Below are 19,178 nucleotides of genomic sequence, written 5' to 3' on the forward strand. Positions count from 1 at the left end.
CGATACCGGAGTCAGAAGGGAGGGCCTCGCCCTCCCTTTTTGCGTTACTAGTAGCTAGTCCAGCGCCAAGGCCGCCTGTTCGGGTTCCAGGCTGTCGTCCAGAGCGAGGGAGCCGCCGGACAGGACTTCCGCGTAGATGCCGCAGTCGAAATGCCCGTAGGCCTCCATTAGGCTCTTTGGGATCTGCAGGTCGCGGATGCCGGTCGCCGGGTCCACGTTGGTGGCGGCGCAGCGCTCGATGCGCTTCGTCACCTTGAGCCGCACGCCCGAGGGCGCGGTCAGGACCTTCCCGACGAGGTCGAACTCCGCCCAAGGAGCGAGCCCTTCTAAATGGACGTTGCCGCGAAACCGCAGGGGATCGACCGGCGCGCCGACCACGTTCTCCAGCGCCCGCACGCTGGCGACGTTGATCAGGGACACGTAGCCCCGCCGGGAATCGGTGAAGCGGAAGCCCTCCGGCGCGGAGAGCACCTTCGGCGGCCCGCGCAACTCCTTCGGCATGAAGCGGCGCAAGAACGCCTCGGTGGCGAGCCGTCCCTCCGGGGTCGAGAGGTCGCCCCGCGCCACTTCGCGCCCGCCCTCCTCGATGAACAGGGTGGTGATCGAATCCACGTAGCGGGTCTTGAGCCGCGCCAAGCTCTCGTTCCGCATCAGCATCAGGAACTTGATCTTGGGCTGGTGCTGCGGGTCGGCCGGATCGAAGCCCGCCGGGCCGTTCTCGACTGCGAAGAGCCGGTCGCCCGGGAAGTAGCCGCCGCGGGTCAGGGCGGCGGTCTCGAGGAACTCGGGCGAGAGGCCCTTGACGGGATAGCGCTGGAGGGAGGCGATGCGGATGCTCATGCCCCATCGATAGAAGCCGGTTGGGCTGCCGGCAAGGGCCAAGCTCTCAAGAGAAAAGCCCCGCCGGCGTCGGCGGGGCTTTTGAAGGGTATCGCCGTCCGGATCAGGAGGCGTCGCCGGAGCGGGCCACCTTGGTGCGCTTGAGCTCGGGCGTGAAATAGCCTTCACGGGCCGGGATGTGATCCTCGTTCGAGCTGTGGTCGCGCATGCCCTCGTTCGCGGTCCGATGCGGCGGGATGTGCGCGCCGGTCTCGGCCTCCTGCTTCATGCGCAGGGCCTTCTCGGCGTTCGCCTTCAGCTCCTCGCGCGCCTTGTCGGCACGGCGCTTCCTGGGGTTGAGGCGGGAGAAGATATCGGAAAGTGCCATTTCTTTTTACTCCTTTGCGCGCGAGAGCACGTCGTCGTCTTCGTCGGGGCTCCGGTGAGTCGGGGGAGCATCGACATGGGCGGGGTCCACGGGGATGTCCCGGGAGGTGGCGATGGTGCCGGTCGAATCGCCGATGTCGCGGCTCGCTTCGGCCTGCTGGTGGGTCTGGTCCATGGGGTTACGCACCCGGGCGTTCTCGGTGGTGTCGCCGAAGGTGTCGCCCTCCAGCCGGGTGCCGAAGGTTCGCGGCCGTGCGGAGGTGTCGTCCGCATCGGCGAGCGTTCCCGTGGGCCGCCGGTAATAGGATTCGGGCGTCTCGGACGGGCGGCCCTCGCCGAAGGTTTCGGGCGTCACGGCGGGCTCGCGCTCGACCGGGCTCTCCGGCACGGCCATGCCGAGCTCGGAATTCCGGGCGAGGTCGGCCCTGGCCTTCTCGTCCTCTGAGCGCGGATCGCGTGGCATGGGAACCTCCTTGAAACTCACCGGGTCAATGCCAGCACGGCGGGCAGGTTCCCCCTCTTGTTGTGGCAGATTGGTGACACCACCTAAGCCTCAGCGGATGCTTCCGAGCGGAGGTCCGACATCACAGGGCTCGCGCGTGCCTCTTGGAGGGCGGGCGGACCCGAGGAGGGATGACAGATGAATTTCGAGAAATACACCGAGCGCGCGCGCGGCTTCGTGCAGGCGGCCCAGAACCTCGCCATGCGCGAAGGCCACCCGCAGCTTGCCCCCGGGCATGTGCTGAAAGTTCTGCTGGACGATCCGGAAGGCCTCTGCGCCGGTCTCATCGACCGCGCCGGCGGCCGCTCGCGCGAGGCGCATGCGGCGGTCGAGCAGTGGCTCGCCAAGCAGCCCAAGGTATCGGGAGCGGCCTCGCAGCCGCAGGCGACCCGCGAGCTGATGCGCTTCTTCGACACTGCCGAAAAGATGGCCGAGAAGGCCGGCGATTCCTACGTCACCGTCGAGCGGATGCTGCTCGCGCTCGCGGTCGAGAAGGACACCGAAGCGGGCAAGATTCTGGCCCAGGCCGGTGTGACGGCCCAAGGTCTGAATGCCGCCGTCAACGCCCTGCGCAAGGGCCGCACCGCCGACAACGCGACGGCGGAGAACGCCTACGACGCGCTCAAGAAATACGCCCGCGACCTGACTGAGGCGGCGCGCGACGGCAAGCTCGACCCGGTCATCGGCCGCGACGAGGAGATCCGCCGCACGATCCAGGTGCTGTCGCGGCGCACCAAGAACAACCCCGTGCTGATCGGCGAGCCCGGCGTCGGCAAGACCGCCATCGTCGAAGGCCTCGCGCTGCGCATCGTCAACGGCGACGTGCCGGAAAGCCTGAAGGACAAGCAGCTGCTCGCCCTCGACATGGGCGCGCTGATCGCCGGCGCGAAGTATCGCGGCGAGTTCGAGGAGCGCCTGAAGGCGGTGCTCAACGAGGTCACGGCGGCCGAGGGCGGCATCATCCTGTTCATCGACGAGATGCACACCCTGGTCGGCGCCGGCAAGGCGGACGGCGCGATGGACGCGTCGAACCTCCTCAAGCCCGCGCTTGCCCGCGGCGAGCTGCACTGCGTCGGCGCGACCACGCTCGACGAGTACCGCAAGCACGTGGAGAAGGACGCGGCGCTCGCCCGCAGATTCCAGCCGGTCTTCGTGAGCGAGCCCACGGTGGAGGACACCGTGTCGATCCTGCGCGGCCTGAAGGAGAAGTACGAGCAGCATCACGGCGTGCGCATCACCGACAGCGCGCTCGTCGCCGCCGCGACCCTGTCGAACCGCTACATCACCGACCGGTTCCTGCCCGACAAGGCGATCGACCTCGTCGACGAGGCCTCGTCGCGCCTGCGCATGCAGGTCGACTCGAAGCCGGAAGAGCTCGACAACATCGACCGCGAGATCGTGCGCCTGAAGATCGAGCAGGAGGCCCTCAAGAAGGAGACCGACTCCGCCTCGAAGGACCGCCTCGCCCGGCTCGAGAAGGAGCTCGCCGACCTCGAGGAGCAGTCCGCCGCCATCACGGCGCGCTGGAAGGCCGAGAAGGACAAGCTCGGCACCGCCGCGGAGCTGAAGAAGAAGCTCGACGAGGCGCGCACGCAACTGGCGAACGCGCAGCGCGCGGGCGACTGGGCCAAGGCGGGCGAGCTCTCCTACGGCATCATTCCGGGCCTGGAGAAGCAGCTCTCCGAAGTGGAGGCGCGCGAGGACGGCGCCGGCGGCATGATGGAGGAGGCGGTGACGCCCGACCACGTGGCGCAGGTCGTGTCGCGCTGGACCGGCGTGCCCGTCGACAAGATGCTGGAAGGCGAGCGCGAGAAGCTGCTCCACATGGAGGAGGAACTCGCCAAGCGCGTCGTCGGCCAGAGCGAAGCGGTGGAAGCGGTCTCGACCGCCGTGCGCCGCGCGCGTGCGGGCCTTCAGGACCCGAACCGGCCCATGGGCTCGTTCATGTTCCTCGGCCCGACAGGCGTCGGCAAGACGGAGCTGACGAAGGCGCTCGCGGGCTTCCTGTTCGACGACGAGACGGCGCTGATCCGCCTCGACATGTCGGAATACATGGAGAAGCACTCGGTCGCCCGGCTCATCGGCGCGCCTCCCGGCTATGTGGGCTACGAGGAGGGCGGCGCGCTGACCGAAGCCGTCCGCCGCCGGCCCTACCAGGTGGTTTTGTTCGACGAGATCGAGAAGGCGCATCCGGACGTGTTCAATGTCCTCTTGCAGGTGCTCGACGACGGACGCCTCACGGATGGCCAAGGCCGCACCGTGGACTTCCGCAACACGCTCATCATCATGACGTCGAATCTCGGGGCCGAATTCCTGGTCAACCAGGGCGAGGGCCACGACACCGACGAGGTGCGCGACGAGGTGATGGCGGTGGTGCGCTCGCACTTCCGGCCCGAGTTCCTCAACCGCGTGGACGAGATCATCCTGTTCCACCGGCTGCAGCGGAGCGAGATGGGCGCCATCGTCGATATCCAGATGAAGCGCCTGCAGAAGCTGCTGGACGAGCGCAAGATCACGCTGCAACTCGACTCGGAGGCGCGCGACTGGCTTAGCCAGAAGGGCTACGACCCGGCCTACGGGGCGCGTCCCTTGAAGCGCGTGATCCAGAAGAACGTGCAGGACCCGCTCGCCGAGATGATCCTCGCCGGCGAGGTCAAGGACGGCGAGACCGTGCCGGTCCATGCCGGCCCCATGGGCCTGATGATCGGCGACGTCGCAGTCGGCAGCGAGCGCCCGCCGCAGGGCGTGCGGTTGAACTGAGGCTGGCTCAGGTCAGTAAGATGAAACGAGCCCCGCGGGAGACCGCGGGGTTTTTATATGGCCAACTCTGTCTTTTGCTTTTCTAACAACGCGGTAATTGTATCTGCCGCCAAGTAGCTAAGCTGCTTCAAATTTGGCTGCTCATCCCAAGCATCACTAACTACATCATTAGGGTCAACATGATTAGCGATAGACGCTCGTAATACGACCAAATCGCGAATGAGACGGACTATAAGCAACGCACAACGAGCTATAAATAAGCCTCGAATTGATAGTTTTACATCCAACTCTTTGACACTTGGAAGCTCAAGCACAAAGCTTTCAAACTTGTCGAGAGAATGAACTATGCCAGATACAGTGCTATGGTTTAGGTCCCGCACCTCCGTATGATGCGCAAAAATATTACGTATACGCCTAACTAAATTAAGGTTTGAATATGTTTCTGGTGAAATCCAATAAAGCATGGCTGCGAACGTAATACGGCTATGAGCCGTCGAGAGCATAGCCGATCCTTCAAATACACTTGCCAACCCACCCTTGATATTAGGGTTAAGAAATTTCTGCAGATAGAAAATCAAAGTGTCGTCCATAAGCGCGAATAGCAATATTGCAGCAGAACGATCGGTCTCAGTTTGAATTTCCTCCAGCACACGAGCAATTTTCCCGTGCTGAATTTCCATGGCTCGAACTTCTTCCCGCACTCGATTTAGCTGCACTCCGTAAATTGCTTTAGCTACTTTTGTTGTGAGTTCTTCGCGCTCTTGCATAGTGCAACTCTAGCCCACTCAGCATATTTCACGAGTCATACACTTACTGGTTCATGAACCACAACTAATACGGCGGTCTGCTCACCGAAATAACAGAAGATTGCATCATTCCCGCCCCACCAGCTCCCGCGGCGGGTTCGTCCACTCGAGCGGCTTCGGCTCGCTCCCGTGGCGGAGGACGTGCCATTGGCCGCTGGCGTCCTGCACCACGCCGTAGAAGAGAAGGCTCTTCACCTCCGGGCGCGGACGCCGCATCGCAAGCGCGATGTCGCGCAGGCCCCGCATCACCAACCACGTCACGCCGAGCAGCATCACCGGAACGGCGATCAGCCACAGCACTTGCACCAACTCCGACGCGGTGTGGAACTTATTCAGCAGGTCGGCCCACACGGAATAGGGCTGGTCCATGGCGAAACCCTCCTCTCCGGTTCGAGCCGCCGGTGAGCACAATAACAAAATACATATTATAGTTGATAAACTTCGTCCGACGAACAGCCCACTTCCCTTGTGCATGGATATGCGCAAGCTCGTCGGACAGAACTTCGCCCGCATCAGGCGCGAAAAGGGGCTTACCCAGGAGCAGATCGAGGAACGCTCCGGGTTCAGCCAGCAATATCTCAGCGGGCTCGAACGGGGCCGTCGCAATCCGACGGTCGTGACTCTCTACGAGCTGGCCCAGGCGCTCGGCGTCAGCCACCTCGATCTTCTGAAACCGGGCAGCACGAATTGAGACGCCGCCCCGCAACGCGGACGACGCCCTCCGTGTCATTCCCGGCCGGAAGCGGCGGAGCCGCTGGAGGGGAAGGGAATCCAGGCACTTGCGGCAGACTGGAGAGTGGATCCCCTTCCCTCGCCGGGGATGACAAGGGCGAGAATCCCTTCCCGCACTTCGTGCGCCGGGGATGACACTGCTACGGCCGCGAACTAGCAGGCCGTGGGGTCGAGGTCGGTCCAGTCGGGGTTCGACCGTTCGATCAGCCTGATCTTCCAGGCCCGGTTCCAGCCCTTCAACTGCTTCTCCCGCGCGATGGCCTCGGTCACATCGGCATAGCGCTCCACGTAGACCAACGTCGTCACGCGGTATCGCCGGGTGAAGCCCGGAACCGCGAGCGCCTTGTGCTGCTCCATGCGCTGCGGGAGGTTGCCGGTCACGCCGATGTAGAGCGTCCCGTTCTTCCGAGACGCCAGGATGTAGACCGCATATCGCTCCTGCATGGCCGCTTGCCCCCAGTGCGGCGGATCATGAGAAGATCCGCGGGTCCGCGCAATCGTGCCGCTGGGGCATGAATCCCTTCCCCCGCCCATGGCTCGCCGAGGATGACACCCGCTTGTCATTCCCGGCCGGAGCGCAGCGAAGGGGAAGGGAAGCCATAACGCCGGGCGGAAGAGTCGATCCCCTTTTCGCGCTGACGCGCGCCGGGGATGACACCGTCGTGCCGGCAATGGGCGGCTGCGACAATGTTCCTGATTTGTTCTTGACACTCGGGCCAAGCTAGGCTATATCGTGTCTGTCCGGTTCACCGAGGGGCGCGCTCGCGAGGCGTCGTGATCTGTGGGACCGGTCACGGTCCCGCGGCAGCCGCGACGCAACGGCTGTCGGCGGGAGGCCCAGGCACCAGCCTCGGGACCGGAGCCGGTCGCAGACCCGGCCGCCCATGGGGCGGCGTTCGTCTGCGGCGCCTCTCGGCCCAGCGCCGCCTGTCCGCCTGAAAAGAACCGTGCGCGAGGGGCCATCCGGCTCTTCCACCTCACCACCACCTTTCGAGCCGGATCGCCTCTCGCGCCCCCTCGATCATCTCAGGCTCGGCGCCAATCGGCCCCGGGCCCGCAGGCGCACGCTCTTTGCCAGCCTCACTCCTGTCATCCCCGGCGCACGAAGTGCGGGAAGGGGATCCACTCTCCCGCTCAGCGCCATGGCTTCCCTTCCCCTCCGCTACGCTCCGGCCGGGAATGACAAGCGGGTGTCATTCCCGGCGCGATCCCACAGTCGCGGCCCTCTACGAGCGGGCGCAGGCGCTCGGCGTCACTCATCGCGATCTGCTGAAACCGGGCAGCTCGACTCAAAAATTCCGCCCACCCTCACAGTCAGGCGCCCTGGCCTCACACCACGTGAAAATCGCTCAACGCGACCTTCGCCTTGTTGGTCAGGACCGCGATCTTGACCTGGGCGGCGGAGCCGGTGCCGTCCGGGTCGTAGTACAGGCTGCCCGTCGCCTTGTCGTAGATGACGCGGTCCTGCCGGTCGGCGGCGTGCTTGCCGAGGTGGAAGGCGTCGGCCTTGAGCCTGCCGTTCGGGCCGATCTTCGTGAAGACCGCGTTGTCGAACCAGAACGTGTCGTCGGCCGACTTGAAGTCGAGGATCCTGTCGGCGTCGGACTTGGACTTCACCGCCGCGTCGAACGCGAAGATGTCCCGGCCGGATCCGCCCGTCATGGTGTCGGCGAGTGCGCCGCCGTGGAGCCGGTCGTTGCCGGGGCCGCCGTTGAGCACGTCCCGTCCGTCCAGCCCGAAGAGCAGGTTCTGACCGGCATTGCCCGTGAGGGACTGGTCGATCTCGTTCCCGGTGAGGTTCAGCGAAGCGCTGCCGTCGGCAATCATGGCCTCGATGCTCGATCCCGCCGAGAGGGTGAAGCCGGAGCTCGTGCGAACGGTGTCGAAGCCGGCGCCGGGAAACTCGAACACCTGATCGGACGCGTCGACGATGTACGTATCGTCGCCGGCCCCGCCCGTCAGCGAGTCCGCGCCGCCGAGGCCGTCGAGCACGTTGCGGCCGGCATTGCCCACCAGGCTGTTGGCGAGCTCGTTGCCGGTAAGGTTGAGGGCGTCGGTTCCCGCATCCGAGGCGGTCCGGAGGACCTCGACCGACTGGCCCGCGCCGAGGGCGAAGCTGACGCTCGTCAGGATCGTGTCGGTGCCTTCGTCCACGGACTCGAGCACCACGTCGCCGGCATTGTCGACTCGATAGACGTCGTTGCCGCCGTGGCCGATCATCCGGTCGGCGCCTCCCTTGCCGTCGAACGAGTCCGGCCCGCCGCTCCCGCGGAGGATGTCGTTGCCGGCATTGCCGTTGATGAAGAAGATCGGCGCGGTGTAGTCGTTGTTGGTCGTATGAGACAGCAGGTAGTCGGCCGTGAGGCTCGCCCCGGACGTCATCGGCACCGCGCTCTGTCCGGTCAGCGAGAAGGTCACACGGGCCAGCGTTTCGAAGCTGCCGCTTGCATTCAGGAGAGACATGCCGGTGATGTTGCCGCCGATGTCGAATGCCCCAACCGGAACCGTGGCGGCCGCAAAGCCCGAGCCGGAGAAGTTGACCTGGTAGGCCTGCGGACCTGGGACGCCCGCGACGAGAGGCTGATAGGCAATGGATCCGAACGTCGGACTGAGACCATATCCATACACGCGAATAGGTCCTTCAGTCCCGGGAAACAGCAGCCCCGTGTCGAGGCCGTTGGGATCGTCGATGGTGATCGTGAAAGTCGACATCGCAGCATGCTCCCTCTGGTGTCGTCGGAAGCCCCGATGGTCTCTTGTCGTGAACGATCCGTCGTCATGTCAGGCGCGGATGTCCCGTTCCTGGCGGGAACAGGCCGACATTATACGCGCGAAGAGAGGTCAAGTACCGGGCGAAAGGGGAGTATCGGCCGAAGAAGCCGTGCGCGACGGGCGCCCCTTGCGATCCCTCGGCCGTCGCAGTATGTCGCGCCGCCGGGCCTTAAAGCCCGACGGCGCGCTTCCGTCGTCCGTCAGTCTGGGTCAGGCTTCCTGCTTCTCGGGCTCGAAGCCCGGATCGTAATGCGGGCCCGCCATGGTGCCGTCGGCGGCCATGCCAACGATGCCGTGCGACATGTCCTTGATGGCGAGGAACATCACGTCCTCGTCCGGCAGGGCCACGGTGGCGTGCACCTTCTCGGCCGGGAAGTAGATGAGCGTGCCGGGCCCGACGATGCGCTCCTCCTCGCCCTCGATGTGCACGCGCAGCCGGCCCTGGAGCACGTAGTTCCACTGCTCGTTCGGGTGCTTGTGCGGACGGGCCCCGGTGCCGCGGGGCTTGAGCATCAGGCCGACCTGGATGCGGTCGCCTTCGATCACCGGGCCGTGCGCCGTGGAATAGCCGGTGCCGGCATCGATCTTGGTCATGTCGGAAAGCGCGAACAGATACCCGTCGTCGCCCGCCCTCACGGCTCCGGCCGTCTTGGTCTTGCCTGTCATGGTCGTTGTCCCCTGGAGAAAGAAAGATGCGGACCGGAGGCGCTCATGAGCCCGCCTCCGGTCCGCCTGCCCCCGCGCCCTCCTCGGGCGCGTCGTCGGCCATGGCAAGGACGGCGCTCAGCAGCGCCTCCACCCGCTCGCGCGTGAGGTTGCGCGTGATGAACACGAGCCGCGTGGTGCGGTCCTCGCCTGGCCATGCCTTCAGCTCCTCGGGCTGGTGCGCGAGGTGCTGCACGAAGTGAACCACTACGGGGCCTTGCCGCCCCGCGACGTTGACGAACCCCTTCACCCGCAGGAGATCCGGCCCGCGCAGGCTCGCCAGCGTGTCGAAGGCGTGCGCGAACACCGTCCACGGCAGCGGCCGGTCGATGGTGATCACGAAGGTCTTGTAGGGCTGCCGGTGCGTCGGTGCAGATGCCGGCGTCTCGCACAGGAAGGCCGAGCGCCGCGCGGCCTCCCGCAGGCCATCGGCCTCGCCGAGCACGAAGGCCGGATCGACCACGCCTGCTTTGGCCTCCTCCACCGGCGCCAGCGGCGCGAGCTCGGCGAGCCGCGCGCGCAGCGCATCGCGCTCCTCCGGCGCCGCGAGATCGGTCTTGGTGAGGACGATCCGGTCGGCGAGGGCCACCTGCTTGGCCCATTCGTCCGCATGCCCCGCGGTGGCGAGCGCGGTCGCGGCGTCCACCACGGTGACGAGTCCTTCGAGCGCGTAGTGGAGATCGAGGGTGCGGTCGGTCGCGAGCGTCTGCAGGATCGGGCTCGGATCGGCGAGGCCCGAGGTCTCGATGATGACGCGCCTGAAGTCGGGGATCGCTCCCCGCATACGTTCCGCGAAGAGATCGCGCAGGGTCATCTGCAGGTCGGTCCCGCTCAGGCAGCACAGGCAGCCGTTGCCGAGCAGCATGGTGCGCTCGCTGCTCTCGCGCAGGAGCGCATCGTCGATGCCGACCTCGCCGAACTCGTTGACGATGAGCGCCGTGCCGGCGCCCTCGGGACTCTCGAGCAGCGCCTTGATCAGGGTGCTCTTGCCCGCCCCGAGAAAGCCCGTGATCACCGTCACCGGCAGCTTGCCGGCGCCGGGGCGGGAGAGCTGGCGCCCGAAGGGCTGGGCGCCATGGCCGAACAGCTGGTCCACGCGCTTAAAATTCCATCTCGAGGATGTAGAGACCGCCCGTGTGCCGGTCCATGGTGTAGACGATGCCGCGTTCGTCGACGAACACATCGTTGAGCTGGATCGTGCCCTTGGGCGCGAGCGCCGGCGCGGCCGGCACGTAATAGCCGATCTCCCGCGGCTGGTACGGATCCGAGATGTCGTAGGCGCGCACGCCCGCATTGAAGAAGGTACCAACGATCACCAGGTCCGAAACCCACGAGGTCGGGAGGGGAATGTTCTCGTGCACATTGTGGGCGCCGAAGCGTCCGCCGCGGCGGCCGAACACGTCGACCGGCGGCGCCGGCAGCGTCGAGATCGGCACCGGGTTCCCCTCGTTGCGGGCGTCCAGCACCCAGACGAGCTTGGGCCAGTCGGCCATGTCGTCGAGCACGCACTCGTCCGTGACGATGTAAAGGTTGCGGTCGAAGAGCGGCAGCAGCGTGTGGGTGAAGCCGAAATAGGGCGGCGAGTTGTCCCAGCGCGACACCATCTTCGGGTTGGCCTTGTCGGAGATATCGAGCACGATCGCGCCCGCGTCGATGTAGCCGATATAGGCCCGGTCCGGCCGTTGCGGATAGACGTTGGTGTTGTGGGCGCGGAAGCCGAAATCCGCCTTCGCCTCGTGGCGCACCGGTGGCGGCTCCGCATCGCCCTCGCGGGTGCCGGGCAGCCACCAGCGCCCGGCCTCCTTGGGGTTCGTCGGGTCGCGCACGTCGAAGATCCGGTAGATCTGGTCGTCGAGCTGGTTGCGCGGCTGGAAGTCGGGCGCACCCGCCGACATGTGGATGTATTCGCCGTCCACGAACCAGAGCTGGTGCACGCCGCGCGAGTAGGGCCCGGAGCAGTCGACGAACGAGAGGGAGCGCGGGTTCTCCGGCACCGAGATGTCGAACAGCTCGAAGCCTGCGCCCTTCTGGCCAGGCTGCTTGGTCTGGTAGGCGACCGCCATGATGTCGCCGACGATTTCCAGGGAGTTGGAGCGCAGGTAAAGCTCGGGCAGCTCGGTCTGCACCACGAGGCGCGGGTTCTTCAGGTCGCTGACGTCGACGCCCGTGAAGTTCTTGGGCGCGTTCTCGTGCGCCATCCACATGATGCGGCGGCCGTCCTTGGTGAGCTGGATCGACATTCCCTCGCCCATGCCCCCGAAGCCTCCAAGCTCGTGGTGGGCGATGAGCTTGAAGTTCCAGGCCATCTCCTGGGACCCGACGGGCTTTACGGCTTTGTTCATGATGTTCTCGTCATTCGGGATGCGGGGATCGGGGATACGGCGCGAAGCGCGTGAGCCTAGCTCGCCAGCGCCATGGCTTCGCGCGCGAGCTGCTCTTCGAGGAATGGGGTGGACCGGACGAGGACGAGGCGCGTCGGCACGCCCTTTTCGGCCTCGAGCTCGTAGCGCGCGCCCTTCGGGATCTCGATGATGCCGCCCGGCGCCACGTCCGCCGTCTCGTTGCCGACAGTCGCTGTGAGGCCGCCTTCGAGGAGATAGATGAAGTGCTCGTGCTCCGCGCCCGCGGATTGCTCGGCATATCCGTTCGGCAGCTCGTAGAAGCCGAAGGCGCAGAGCTGCCCCTCGATCCACTCGCGGCGGCTGCCCGCGCTGAAGGGCTGCTGGAGCGAGGTCAGGATCGGGTAGTAACAGTTCGGCACGCCATCGACGATCATCTCCGACACCGCGTCTGTCTGGCCGCCCTCGCCCTTGCGGTCCTTGATCTCTCCGCGGTCGAACTTCTCGTTCACCTCCTCGACCGACATGGCCTTGTCCGGCCGCGCCTCGTCAGCCGCGATGCCGACCACCGACCAGGTCTGGTCCTTGATGTAGAGATAGGCGCAGGGGCCGTCCTCCGTCGCCTTGAGCGAGTGTCCCACGTTCGGCGGGATGAGGATGAAGGTGCCTGGAGGAACGATCTTCCGGTCCTTGCCGATGACCGCGTTCACGGTTCCGGTGAGCGTGAAGATCAGGAGTTCGTTCGGGTGATAGTGCAGCTCGGAGCCGGTGCCGGCCTTCTTCTGATTCAGGCAGAAGTAAAGGTACTTCCCCTCGATCAGAGGAGCGACGGCGCTCGACAGATGCGGCGTGAGCCGCACGGCTTCGACGGTTTCAAAGCGGTGGAACGGCAAATCTCTGCTCCCTGGCGTTGGTTCTTGTCGGGACCGGGCTCCGTCGAACCCGGCCCTTTGGCGGCTTGCTGGCGCTCATCCCTCTTCCTGGAAGGCGAGATCGCGCTTGGTGCGGATTGCCGGGGCGATCATGACGATCAGCAGCAGGACCGACATGATCAGGAAGGTGAGGCTAATGGCGCGGTCGACGAAGACCACCGGGCTTCCATGCGAGATGAGCAGCGCGCGACGGAGGTTCTCCTCGATCATAGGCCCGAGGATGAAGCCCAGCAGGAGCGGCGCGGGCTCGCATTTCAGCCTGTAGAACACGAAGCCCATGAGCCCGAAGAAGGTCGCGACGATCACGTCGAGCGCGCTGCTCTTGAGGCTGTAGACGCCGATGCAGCAGATCAGGAGGATCGCCGGATAAAGCATTCGGTACGGCACCGAGAGCAGCTTCACCCAGATCCCGATCAGCGGGAGGTTGAGGATGACCAGCATGGCGTTGCCGATCCACATGCTCGCAATCAAGCCCCAGAAGAGCTGGGCGTTGTTGTTGAGGAGCTGCGGTCCGGGCGACAGGCCCTGCATCATGAGGGCGCCGATCATCAGCGCCATGACGGCGCTCGAAGGCAGGCCCAGGGTGAGCATGGGAATGAAGGCCGTCTGAGCGGCGGCGTTGTTGGCGGCCTCGGGCCCGGCCACGCCCTCGATCGCGCCCTTGCCGAACTCGCCCGGCTTGCGCGAGATCTTCTTCTCGAGCGCATATGCCGAGAAGGACGAGAGCACCGGGCCGCCGCCCGGCAGCATGCCGAGGCAGGAGCCGAGCGCGGTGCCGCGAAGGGCGGGCGCCAGAAAGGATCGGATCTCCGCCCAGCTCGGCCACAGGCCGCGCACCTCGCTCAGGACGCCGTTCGTCTCGTCCTTGCGGCTGAGGTTGCCGATCGTCTCGCCGAGGCCGAACATGCCCATGGCGATGACCGCGAAGTCGATTCCGTCCGAGAACTCCGCGACCCCGAACGTGAAGCGCGGCGTGCCGGTGTTCACGTCCGTTCCCATCGTGCCGAGCAGCACCCCGAGAAGGATCATGCCGATCGCCTTGACGACGGAACCGTTGGCTAGGATGACCGCCGCGATCAGGCCGAACACCATGAGCGAGAAGTAGTCGGCGGGCCCGAACTTCAGGGCGACCTCGGCCAGGGCCGGCGCCATGACTGCGATGAGAACCGTCGCGAGCGTGCCGGCGATGAAGGACGACAGCGCTGCGGTGGCAAGCGCGAGGCCGGCCTTGCCGCGACGGGCCATCTGGTAGCCGTCGATCGCCGTCACGACGGACGAACTCTCGCCCGGCAGGTTGACGAGGATTGCGGTCGTCGAACCGCCATAGGCTGCGCCGTAATAGATGCCCGCCAGCATGATGAGGGCGGCTTCGGGCGGCAGCGTGAAGGTGATGGGAAGAAGAATGGAGATCGTCGCGACCGGTCCGAGCCCCGGCAGCACGCCGATCGTCGTACCGAGCAGCACGCCGAGGAACCCGTACATGAGGTTGACGGGCGCGAGGGCGGTTGAGAAGCCGAGGGCGAGATTGTTGAGGAGTTCCATGCCGGCCGTCCTTACCAGAAGCGCGTATGCGGCAGGTTGAGCCCGAGCGCGTAGGCGAACAGGAGAATGCAGGCGGCGACGAGGGTCACGGCCAGCACGGTAACCTCGACGACCTTGAACTCACGGCCGGCCAGCCGTGCCCCGAAGACGAGAACGATGCCGGCGACCGCCAGGCCGAGACTTTCAATCGCGAGGCCGAAGAACAGGGTGCTCGCGAGCACGAGCAGCAGCGGACGCAGGTCGACGATGCCGACGCTCTCGGTCTGCGACAGGAGCGATCGTGCGACCAGGACTGCGCCGAGAATTCCCAGCATGACGCTGACGATCAGGGGAAAGAAGCCCGGCCCCATGCGCGAGGCCGTGCCGAGCGAGTAGCTCGTGCCGATGATGGTTACGGCGCCGATGCTGACTCCGAGAAACAGAATCCCCGTGAGTATGTCGGTCGACATACGAATGTTCATGATTGATCCTCCCGTCACTTCGCCGCCGATTCACGGGGCAGGAATGCATCGCGGGAACGGAGGCGTGCCCCGTTCCCGCAGATCGCTCATCGGATCAGTCGGCCTTGATGCCGGCCTTCTCGATGATGTCGGACCATTGCTGGCTGTCGGCCTTGATGTATTCCATGAACTCCTCCGGAGAGGCGCTGGAGACGGCGATCACGCCCGCGGATGCCATGCGTTCGCGGATGGTGGGGTCCCTCATCGTTTCGACGATCGCCGCATGAACCTTGTCGATTATCGGCTTCGGGGTGCCGGCCGGCGCGAGGACGCCCTGCCATGACGAGCTCGGACGATTGGTCAGGCCCTGCTCCATCATCGTGGGGACTTCCGGGAGGGACGCGACCCGTTCCTTGGTGGTCGCGGCCAAAGCCTTCAGGCGACCCGCCTTGACGTTGTTGATGGCCGTCGCGATCGTCACGAACATGACGTCCACGTGCCCGCCCATCACGTCCGCTGCGGCCGGGCCCGCACCGCCCTTGTAGGGAATGTGCGTCATCTTCAGCCCCTGCGCGTATTGAAGCGCCTCCATCTCGAGCCGGTTCACGCTGCCCGTGCCCGGGGACGCGAAGTTGATCTTACCGGGATTGGCCTTCACGTATTCGACGAATTCCTTCGCGTTCTTGGCCGGGAAATCGGGGCGTGCGATCATCAGGCCGGGCGTGTCGGCGACGATCGAGATCGGGATGAAGTCCTTGAGCGGCTTCACCGTCAGGTTTGGGAACAGGTGCGGGTTGATCGAAACCGTTCCCACGTTTCCGAGATAGAGCGTGTAGCCGTCCGGCTTGGCACGCGCGGCCATCTCCATGCCGATATTGCCTGCGGCGCCGTCGCGGTTGACGACGACGATCTGCTGTCCGAGATGCTCCGACAGCTTGTTCTGCATCAGGCGCGCGGCGAAGTCGGATGCGCCGCCGGGAGCGAACGGAACGACCAGCTGGATCGGCTGGTTCGGGTAGTTCGAGGCATCCTGCGCCGTCGCTGCGCCGGAGAGCGTCAGACCGCTCCCGAGCGCGAGCCCGCCGCAGATCAGACCCAGTACGAATGGGCGTCTTGTAATCATTCCTTCCTCCCTTGGTCATCTCGGTGTTTTGTTTTGCGTGACCTGTGCTTCTTGCTTGTCGGCCGACCGGCCCGAATCGAACTCCCCTTGCGACTTGGATCGACCACTTTTCGACGTCTCCGGTCTTCGCGAGCGGCTCGATCAGCGCTGCGGCTCAGCCCCTCCTTTGAGCGCCGGCCGAGGCGCCTCCGACTTGGCGTTTGTACCGGCTTTCATGATCGATCCGGCATCGGTTGCAGGCGCAAGGTGAGCCGGGCGACGGGCCGGAGATGCCCTGGACTGTGAGCACATCCGCCGGCGAGAAAACGGTAGCCACCTGGATCCATCGAACTCGTCTCCACTTGGACTTTCGAAGCTTGAAAGGCCGTGACGAGGGCTGTTGACTGAACGTAACAGCGGGTCCGAATTTAAAGAAAATAATATCTTTTTCTGCCGGGCATCAGATGACGTAATGCGTCTGTAAGATGCGTCCGGCAACCCTTGGTTGCTTTCGGAGCCTCCGCCCTGCTGCGGCGGAGCCTTCGACAGCCTCGGACGCGTGCGATCCGGCCCGTGGTTCGATCGGACCATATCCCTCTTCAGGGCTAAGCCGCACGATCGGCGGCCGTGCTATGAATTTCCGTGTGCTGGGGCGCACGGCGGCCGGTTCGGATCGGCGTAGAGGTGAAGAAACACGAAATCACCCCAGCAGGGGAACACCGAGGAGGATTGACGATGAAGGCATCGACCCTGAGCTTTCGACTGGCCGTATTGTTCGTGGTTGCCGGCATGGCGATGGGCATCGGCATGGCTGCTTCCCAGGACCATTCCATCATGCCGGCGCATGCGCACCTGAACCTGCTCGGATGGGTGTCGCTGTTCCTGTTCGGCATCTACTACGAGCGCCGTCCCGCACTCGACGCGAGTCGGCTTGCCATGGTCCAGGTCTGGCTGTGGTCGGCCGGGACCGTGCTGCTGACGATCGCCGTCGCGGCGATCCACCTCGGCTACACGGCGGCGGATCCGGTCGCGGCGCTCGCGTCCCTGGTGGTTCTCGCGGCGATGCTGCTGTTCGGCTACATGGTGTTCCGCCTGCCGTCCGTCTCGTCGGAGCCGACGCCTCACATCGCTCCGGCGGAGTGAGGGCATCCCGCCGACGACGGATCCGATCATCGTCCGGTCGGGGCAGGGCTCAGGCGCCCTGCCCTACTCTTTCCGGCCATCCCCTTGCGGCAAGCGGGCCTGCGGCGCCGTCACCGACTGCCTGAGAGCCAGGATCCAGTCGGCCATCGCCTGCCAGCTCTCCCGGGACTTGGCGCGCTCTGCGGCCAGCCGCTTCTCCTCCCGCCGGTCCCTCTCGTCCGTCCATTCGGACGCCGCGTTCAAGACACGGCGGAAGTACGATGCGGGAGCGCCCGCTCCTGCGAGCGCAGGTCCCTGCTCTCCCCGGCTGCGGCCCATCCAGACCCCGAACACGCGCTTTTCCGCAAAGCCGACGAACCAGGCATCCGCGTTTTCGGACGACGTTCCGGTTTTCCCGTAAGCCGGCCAGCGCTTCAGCGCGGCAGCCCGGCCGGTCCCGTTGCGCACGACCTCCCTGAGAAGGACCTGTGCCTGCTCGACGCAGCGTTCCGGAATGATCCGCGTCCGCCATGCGGTGAGAAAATCCGCCCGGATCTCGCCGCGTCCATCGACGACCGCTAGAATGCCGGAGGGCTTCACCTCATAACCGCCATTCGCCACAGCCGCATAGGCGCCCGTCATGGTCATGACGTTGGTGGAGTACGAGCCGAGGACCATGCTGAGATCCGTCTTGGGGCCCGGATCGATTCCGAGCCGCCGGCTGACATCCGCGACTTTGTCCAAGCCGACCTCCTGCGCCAGCTGCACGGCAGCGGCATTGCGCGAGGTCGCGAACGCATCCTTCAGCGCCATCCGGCCGCCGTAACCGAGCGGGCCGTTCGAAGGCCAGTTCCCCGCGACCGGTTGATCGAGCACCCTGCTCTCCGGCGTCTTCCCGCTTTCGCAGGCGGTGATCGCCAACGGCAGCTTGGCCGTGGAGCCCGCCTGGACGCTGGCCTTGACGGCGTTGTTGAACTGCCGCGTGGACCAGTCCACCGATCCGACCATCGCCTCGACGCGTCCGTTGGGAGCCATCATGACGGCGCCGGCGTCGTATTCCGGCGGGACGGCGCCCTCCTTGCGCAGGTCCGCGAGATGGCGCTCGGCGAAGGACTGGAGCCGGGGGTTGAGCGTCACGAAGAAGCGCACCGTCTCGCCCGGCCGCACGTAGTCGGCGCCCCAGCTCTGCACCACCCATTCGGTGAAGGCCTGCGGCTGGATCCTGAACTCCGGCAGCATGCCGGGACGCGCGCCGGCCTGCGCAGCCTGCCGACGTTCCTTCTCGGTGATCTTGCCCTGCTCCGCCATGAGCTTGAGAACGAGCAGCGCCCGTTCATGCGCCCGCTGGCGGGTCTTCTCTTTCAGCGGATTGAACCGGGCCGGCGCCTGCACCATGCCGGCCAGAAGCGCCGCCTCGTAGAGGGTCAGGTCCTTGGGCTCCTTCCGGAAGTAATGCCGGCTCGCCCGGTAGAGCCCGACGATCTCGCGGCCGCCGAACTCGATCTGGTTCAGGTAGCCGGCGAGGAGTTCCTCCTTGCCGATGGCCTCGTCGAAGGGGCCGGCGTGCCAGAGCTCCGCGCCCTTGCGCTCGAGCCGGCTGAGCACGTCGGCCTGCCGGAGGTCGTGGAACACCAGGTTCTTCAGAAGCTGCATCGGGATCGTGCTGCCGCCGCGGCTGAGACCGCCTTTCAGAACCGCCAAGAGCGACACGAGGTCGATGCCGCGATGGTCGAAGTAGCGCTTGTCCTCGACCGCGATGATCGCCTTCTTCATCACGTCGGGGATTTCGGACGGCGTAAGCGCCACCGGGCAGCGGCAATAGGCGTCCCAGCCGGTCGCGGTGCGCGTGACCATCACCTGTGCGGAACTGACGAGGAGGCGGAGGGAGCGAGGCTTGAGGTCCCAGAAGTATTTCGGCTCTTCCGTCTGCGCCTTCGGGGCGTTCGTGCCGACCGCCATGAAGAGCAACGCAAACAGGATAGCAAAGAGGCGGGTCATTTTCGGCCCTATGGCGCGCCGAATCATTCAGCGCAGAGATCTCCAGAAAACAGGAGAATAATGGCCGAATGTAGCGCTTGCGCAGAGACGCGCTTTACTGACGTTCCTTCATGACGGAGGAAGGACCGCCAAAGCTGAGCAGTAAAAATCCGGACTTCTGTTGCCCGATGCTGGACGCGAGCGTTTTCCGACAAAGAAAAAGCCGCGTGCAGTTTTTCCT

At 65.4% G+C, this 19,178-nt stretch carries 18 protein-coding genes; 3 read left to right on the forward strand and 15 right to left on the reverse strand.

Annotated features, from left to right (window positions below; genetic code table 11):
• Window positions 1-54: 54 nt before the first annotated feature.
• The 3 genes from DES45_RS00600 to DES45_RS00610 all read right to left on the reverse strand — a co-directional run bounded on the left by DES45_RS00600 (window position 55) and on the right by DES45_RS00610 (window position 1,669).
• A complete protein-coding gene (locus DES45_RS00600) occupies window positions 55-840 on the reverse strand; it encodes an MOSC domain-containing protein (protein WP_114768784.1) in 786 nt (261 codons plus the stop codon).
• Between the two features lie 103 nt (window positions 841-943).
• Window positions 944-1,207, reverse strand: a complete 264-nt coding sequence (locus DES45_RS00605; RefSeq protein WP_114768040.1) for a hypothetical protein — start codon at window positions 1,205-1,207, stop codon at window positions 944-946.
• Between the two features lie 6 nt (window positions 1,208-1,213).
• Window positions 1,214-1,669, reverse strand: a complete 456-nt coding sequence (locus tag DES45_RS00610; protein WP_114768041.1) for a hypothetical protein — start codon at window positions 1,667-1,669, stop codon at window positions 1,214-1,216.
• A gap of 177 nt (window positions 1,670-1,846) precedes the next feature.
• Between DES45_RS00610 and clpB the strand changes: the two genes are divergently transcribed.
• Window positions 1,847-4,468 (forward strand): ATP-dependent chaperone ClpB, encoded by a 2,622-nt coding sequence (gene clpB / locus DES45_RS00615; RefSeq protein WP_114768042.1) that lies wholly within the window; start codon window positions 1,847-1,849, stop codon window positions 4,466-4,468.
• 53 nt (window positions 4,469-4,521) lie between these two features.
• On the opposite strand, the gene DES45_RS24680 is transcribed toward clpB, so the two are convergent.
• Both DES45_RS24680 and DES45_RS00620 read right to left on the reverse strand, forming a co-directional pair.
• On the reverse strand, window positions 4,522-5,235 hold the full coding sequence (locus tag DES45_RS24680; RefSeq protein ID WP_147282321.1) for a hypothetical protein: 714 nt from the start codon (window positions 5,233-5,235) through the stop codon (window positions 4,522-4,524).
• 105 nt (window positions 5,236-5,340) lie between these two features.
• Window positions 5,341-5,643 carry a hypothetical protein gene (locus DES45_RS00620; protein ID WP_114768043.1) on the reverse strand — a complete coding sequence of 101 codons (303 nt, stop codon included), beginning with the start codon at window positions 5,641-5,643 and terminating at the stop codon, window positions 5,341-5,343.
• Between the two features lie 103 nt (window positions 5,644-5,746).
• Here DES45_RS00620 and DES45_RS00625 point away from each other — a divergent pair, with 103 nt between their 5' ends.
• Window positions 5,747-5,965: a helix-turn-helix domain-containing protein gene (locus tag DES45_RS00625; RefSeq protein WP_114768044.1), complete on the forward strand. Its 219-nt coding sequence runs from the start codon at window positions 5,747-5,749 to the stop codon at window positions 5,963-5,965.
• Window positions 5,966-6,159: 194 nt separating this feature from the next.
• On the opposite strand, the gene DES45_RS00630 is transcribed toward DES45_RS00625, so the two are convergent.
• From DES45_RS00630 to DES45_RS00670, 9 genes are all read right to left on the reverse strand, one after another.
• On the reverse strand, window positions 6,160-6,450 hold the full coding sequence (locus tag DES45_RS00630) for a GIY-YIG nuclease family protein (protein WP_114768045.1): 291 nt from the start codon (window positions 6,448-6,450) through the stop codon (window positions 6,160-6,162).
• A gap of 885 nt (window positions 6,451-7,335) precedes the next feature.
• The gene (locus DES45_RS00635) at window positions 7,336-8,718 is read right to left on the reverse strand and encodes a calcium-binding protein (RefSeq protein ID WP_114768046.1); all 1,383 of its coding nucleotides are present in this window, start codon (window positions 8,716-8,718) and stop codon (window positions 7,336-7,338) included.
• Window positions 8,719-8,988: 270 nt separating this feature from the next.
• Window positions 8,989-9,444: a cupin domain-containing protein gene (locus DES45_RS00640; RefSeq protein WP_114768047.1), complete on the reverse strand. Its 456-nt coding sequence runs from the start codon at window positions 9,442-9,444 to the stop codon at window positions 8,989-8,991.
• Between the two features lie 43 nt (window positions 9,445-9,487).
• The gene (locus tag DES45_RS00645; RefSeq protein WP_170151343.1) at window positions 9,488-10,579 is read right to left on the reverse strand and encodes a CobW family GTP-binding protein; all 1,092 of its coding nucleotides are present in this window, start codon (window positions 10,577-10,579) and stop codon (window positions 9,488-9,490) included.
• A 4-nt stretch (window positions 10,580-10,583) separates the two neighbouring features.
• On the reverse strand, window positions 10,584-11,825 hold the full coding sequence (locus DES45_RS00650) for an LVIVD repeat-containing protein (protein ID WP_114768049.1): 1,242 nt from the start codon (window positions 11,823-11,825) through the stop codon (window positions 10,584-10,586).
• A gap of 56 nt (window positions 11,826-11,881) precedes the next feature.
• The gene (locus tag DES45_RS00655) at window positions 11,882-12,715 is read right to left on the reverse strand and encodes a cupin domain-containing protein (protein WP_114768050.1); all 834 of its coding nucleotides are present in this window, start codon (window positions 12,713-12,715) and stop codon (window positions 11,882-11,884) included.
• A gap of 75 nt (window positions 12,716-12,790) precedes the next feature.
• Window positions 12,791-14,296, reverse strand: coding sequence for a tripartite tricarboxylate transporter permease (locus DES45_RS00660; RefSeq protein ID WP_114768051.1), 1,506 nt, complete (start codon window positions 14,294-14,296; stop codon window positions 12,791-12,793).
• A gap of 11 nt (window positions 14,297-14,307) precedes the next feature.
• The gene (locus tag DES45_RS00665; protein ID WP_114768052.1) at window positions 14,308-14,757 is read right to left on the reverse strand and encodes a tripartite tricarboxylate transporter TctB family protein; all 450 of its coding nucleotides are present in this window, start codon (window positions 14,755-14,757) and stop codon (window positions 14,308-14,310) included.
• Between the two features lie 94 nt (window positions 14,758-14,851).
• Complete coding sequence (locus DES45_RS00670) at window positions 14,852-15,859, reverse strand: Bug family tripartite tricarboxylate transporter substrate binding protein (RefSeq protein WP_114768053.1); 1,008 nt, start codon at window positions 15,857-15,859, stop codon at window positions 14,852-14,854.
• A gap of 714 nt (window positions 15,860-16,573) precedes the next feature.
• On the opposite strand from DES45_RS00670, the gene DES45_RS00675 reads away from it, so the two are divergent.
• Entirely contained in the window at window positions 16,574-16,981 is a 408-nt protein-coding gene (locus DES45_RS00675) for a hypothetical protein (protein ID WP_114768054.1), read from the forward strand.
• 63 nt (window positions 16,982-17,044) lie between these two features.
• Here the strand turns inward: DES45_RS00675 and DES45_RS00680 are convergent, their stop codons facing one another.
• Window positions 17,045-18,958 carry a transglycosylase domain-containing protein gene (locus tag DES45_RS00680; protein WP_245429676.1) on the reverse strand — a complete coding sequence of 638 codons (1,914 nt, stop codon included), beginning with the start codon at window positions 18,956-18,958 and terminating at the stop codon, window positions 17,045-17,047.
• Window positions 18,959-19,178: the final 220 nt, after the last annotated feature.

This window comes from Microvirga subterranea, from assembly GCF_003350535.1.
GTDB lineage: Bacteria > Pseudomonadota > Alphaproteobacteria > Rhizobiales > Beijerinckiaceae > Microvirga > Microvirga subterranea.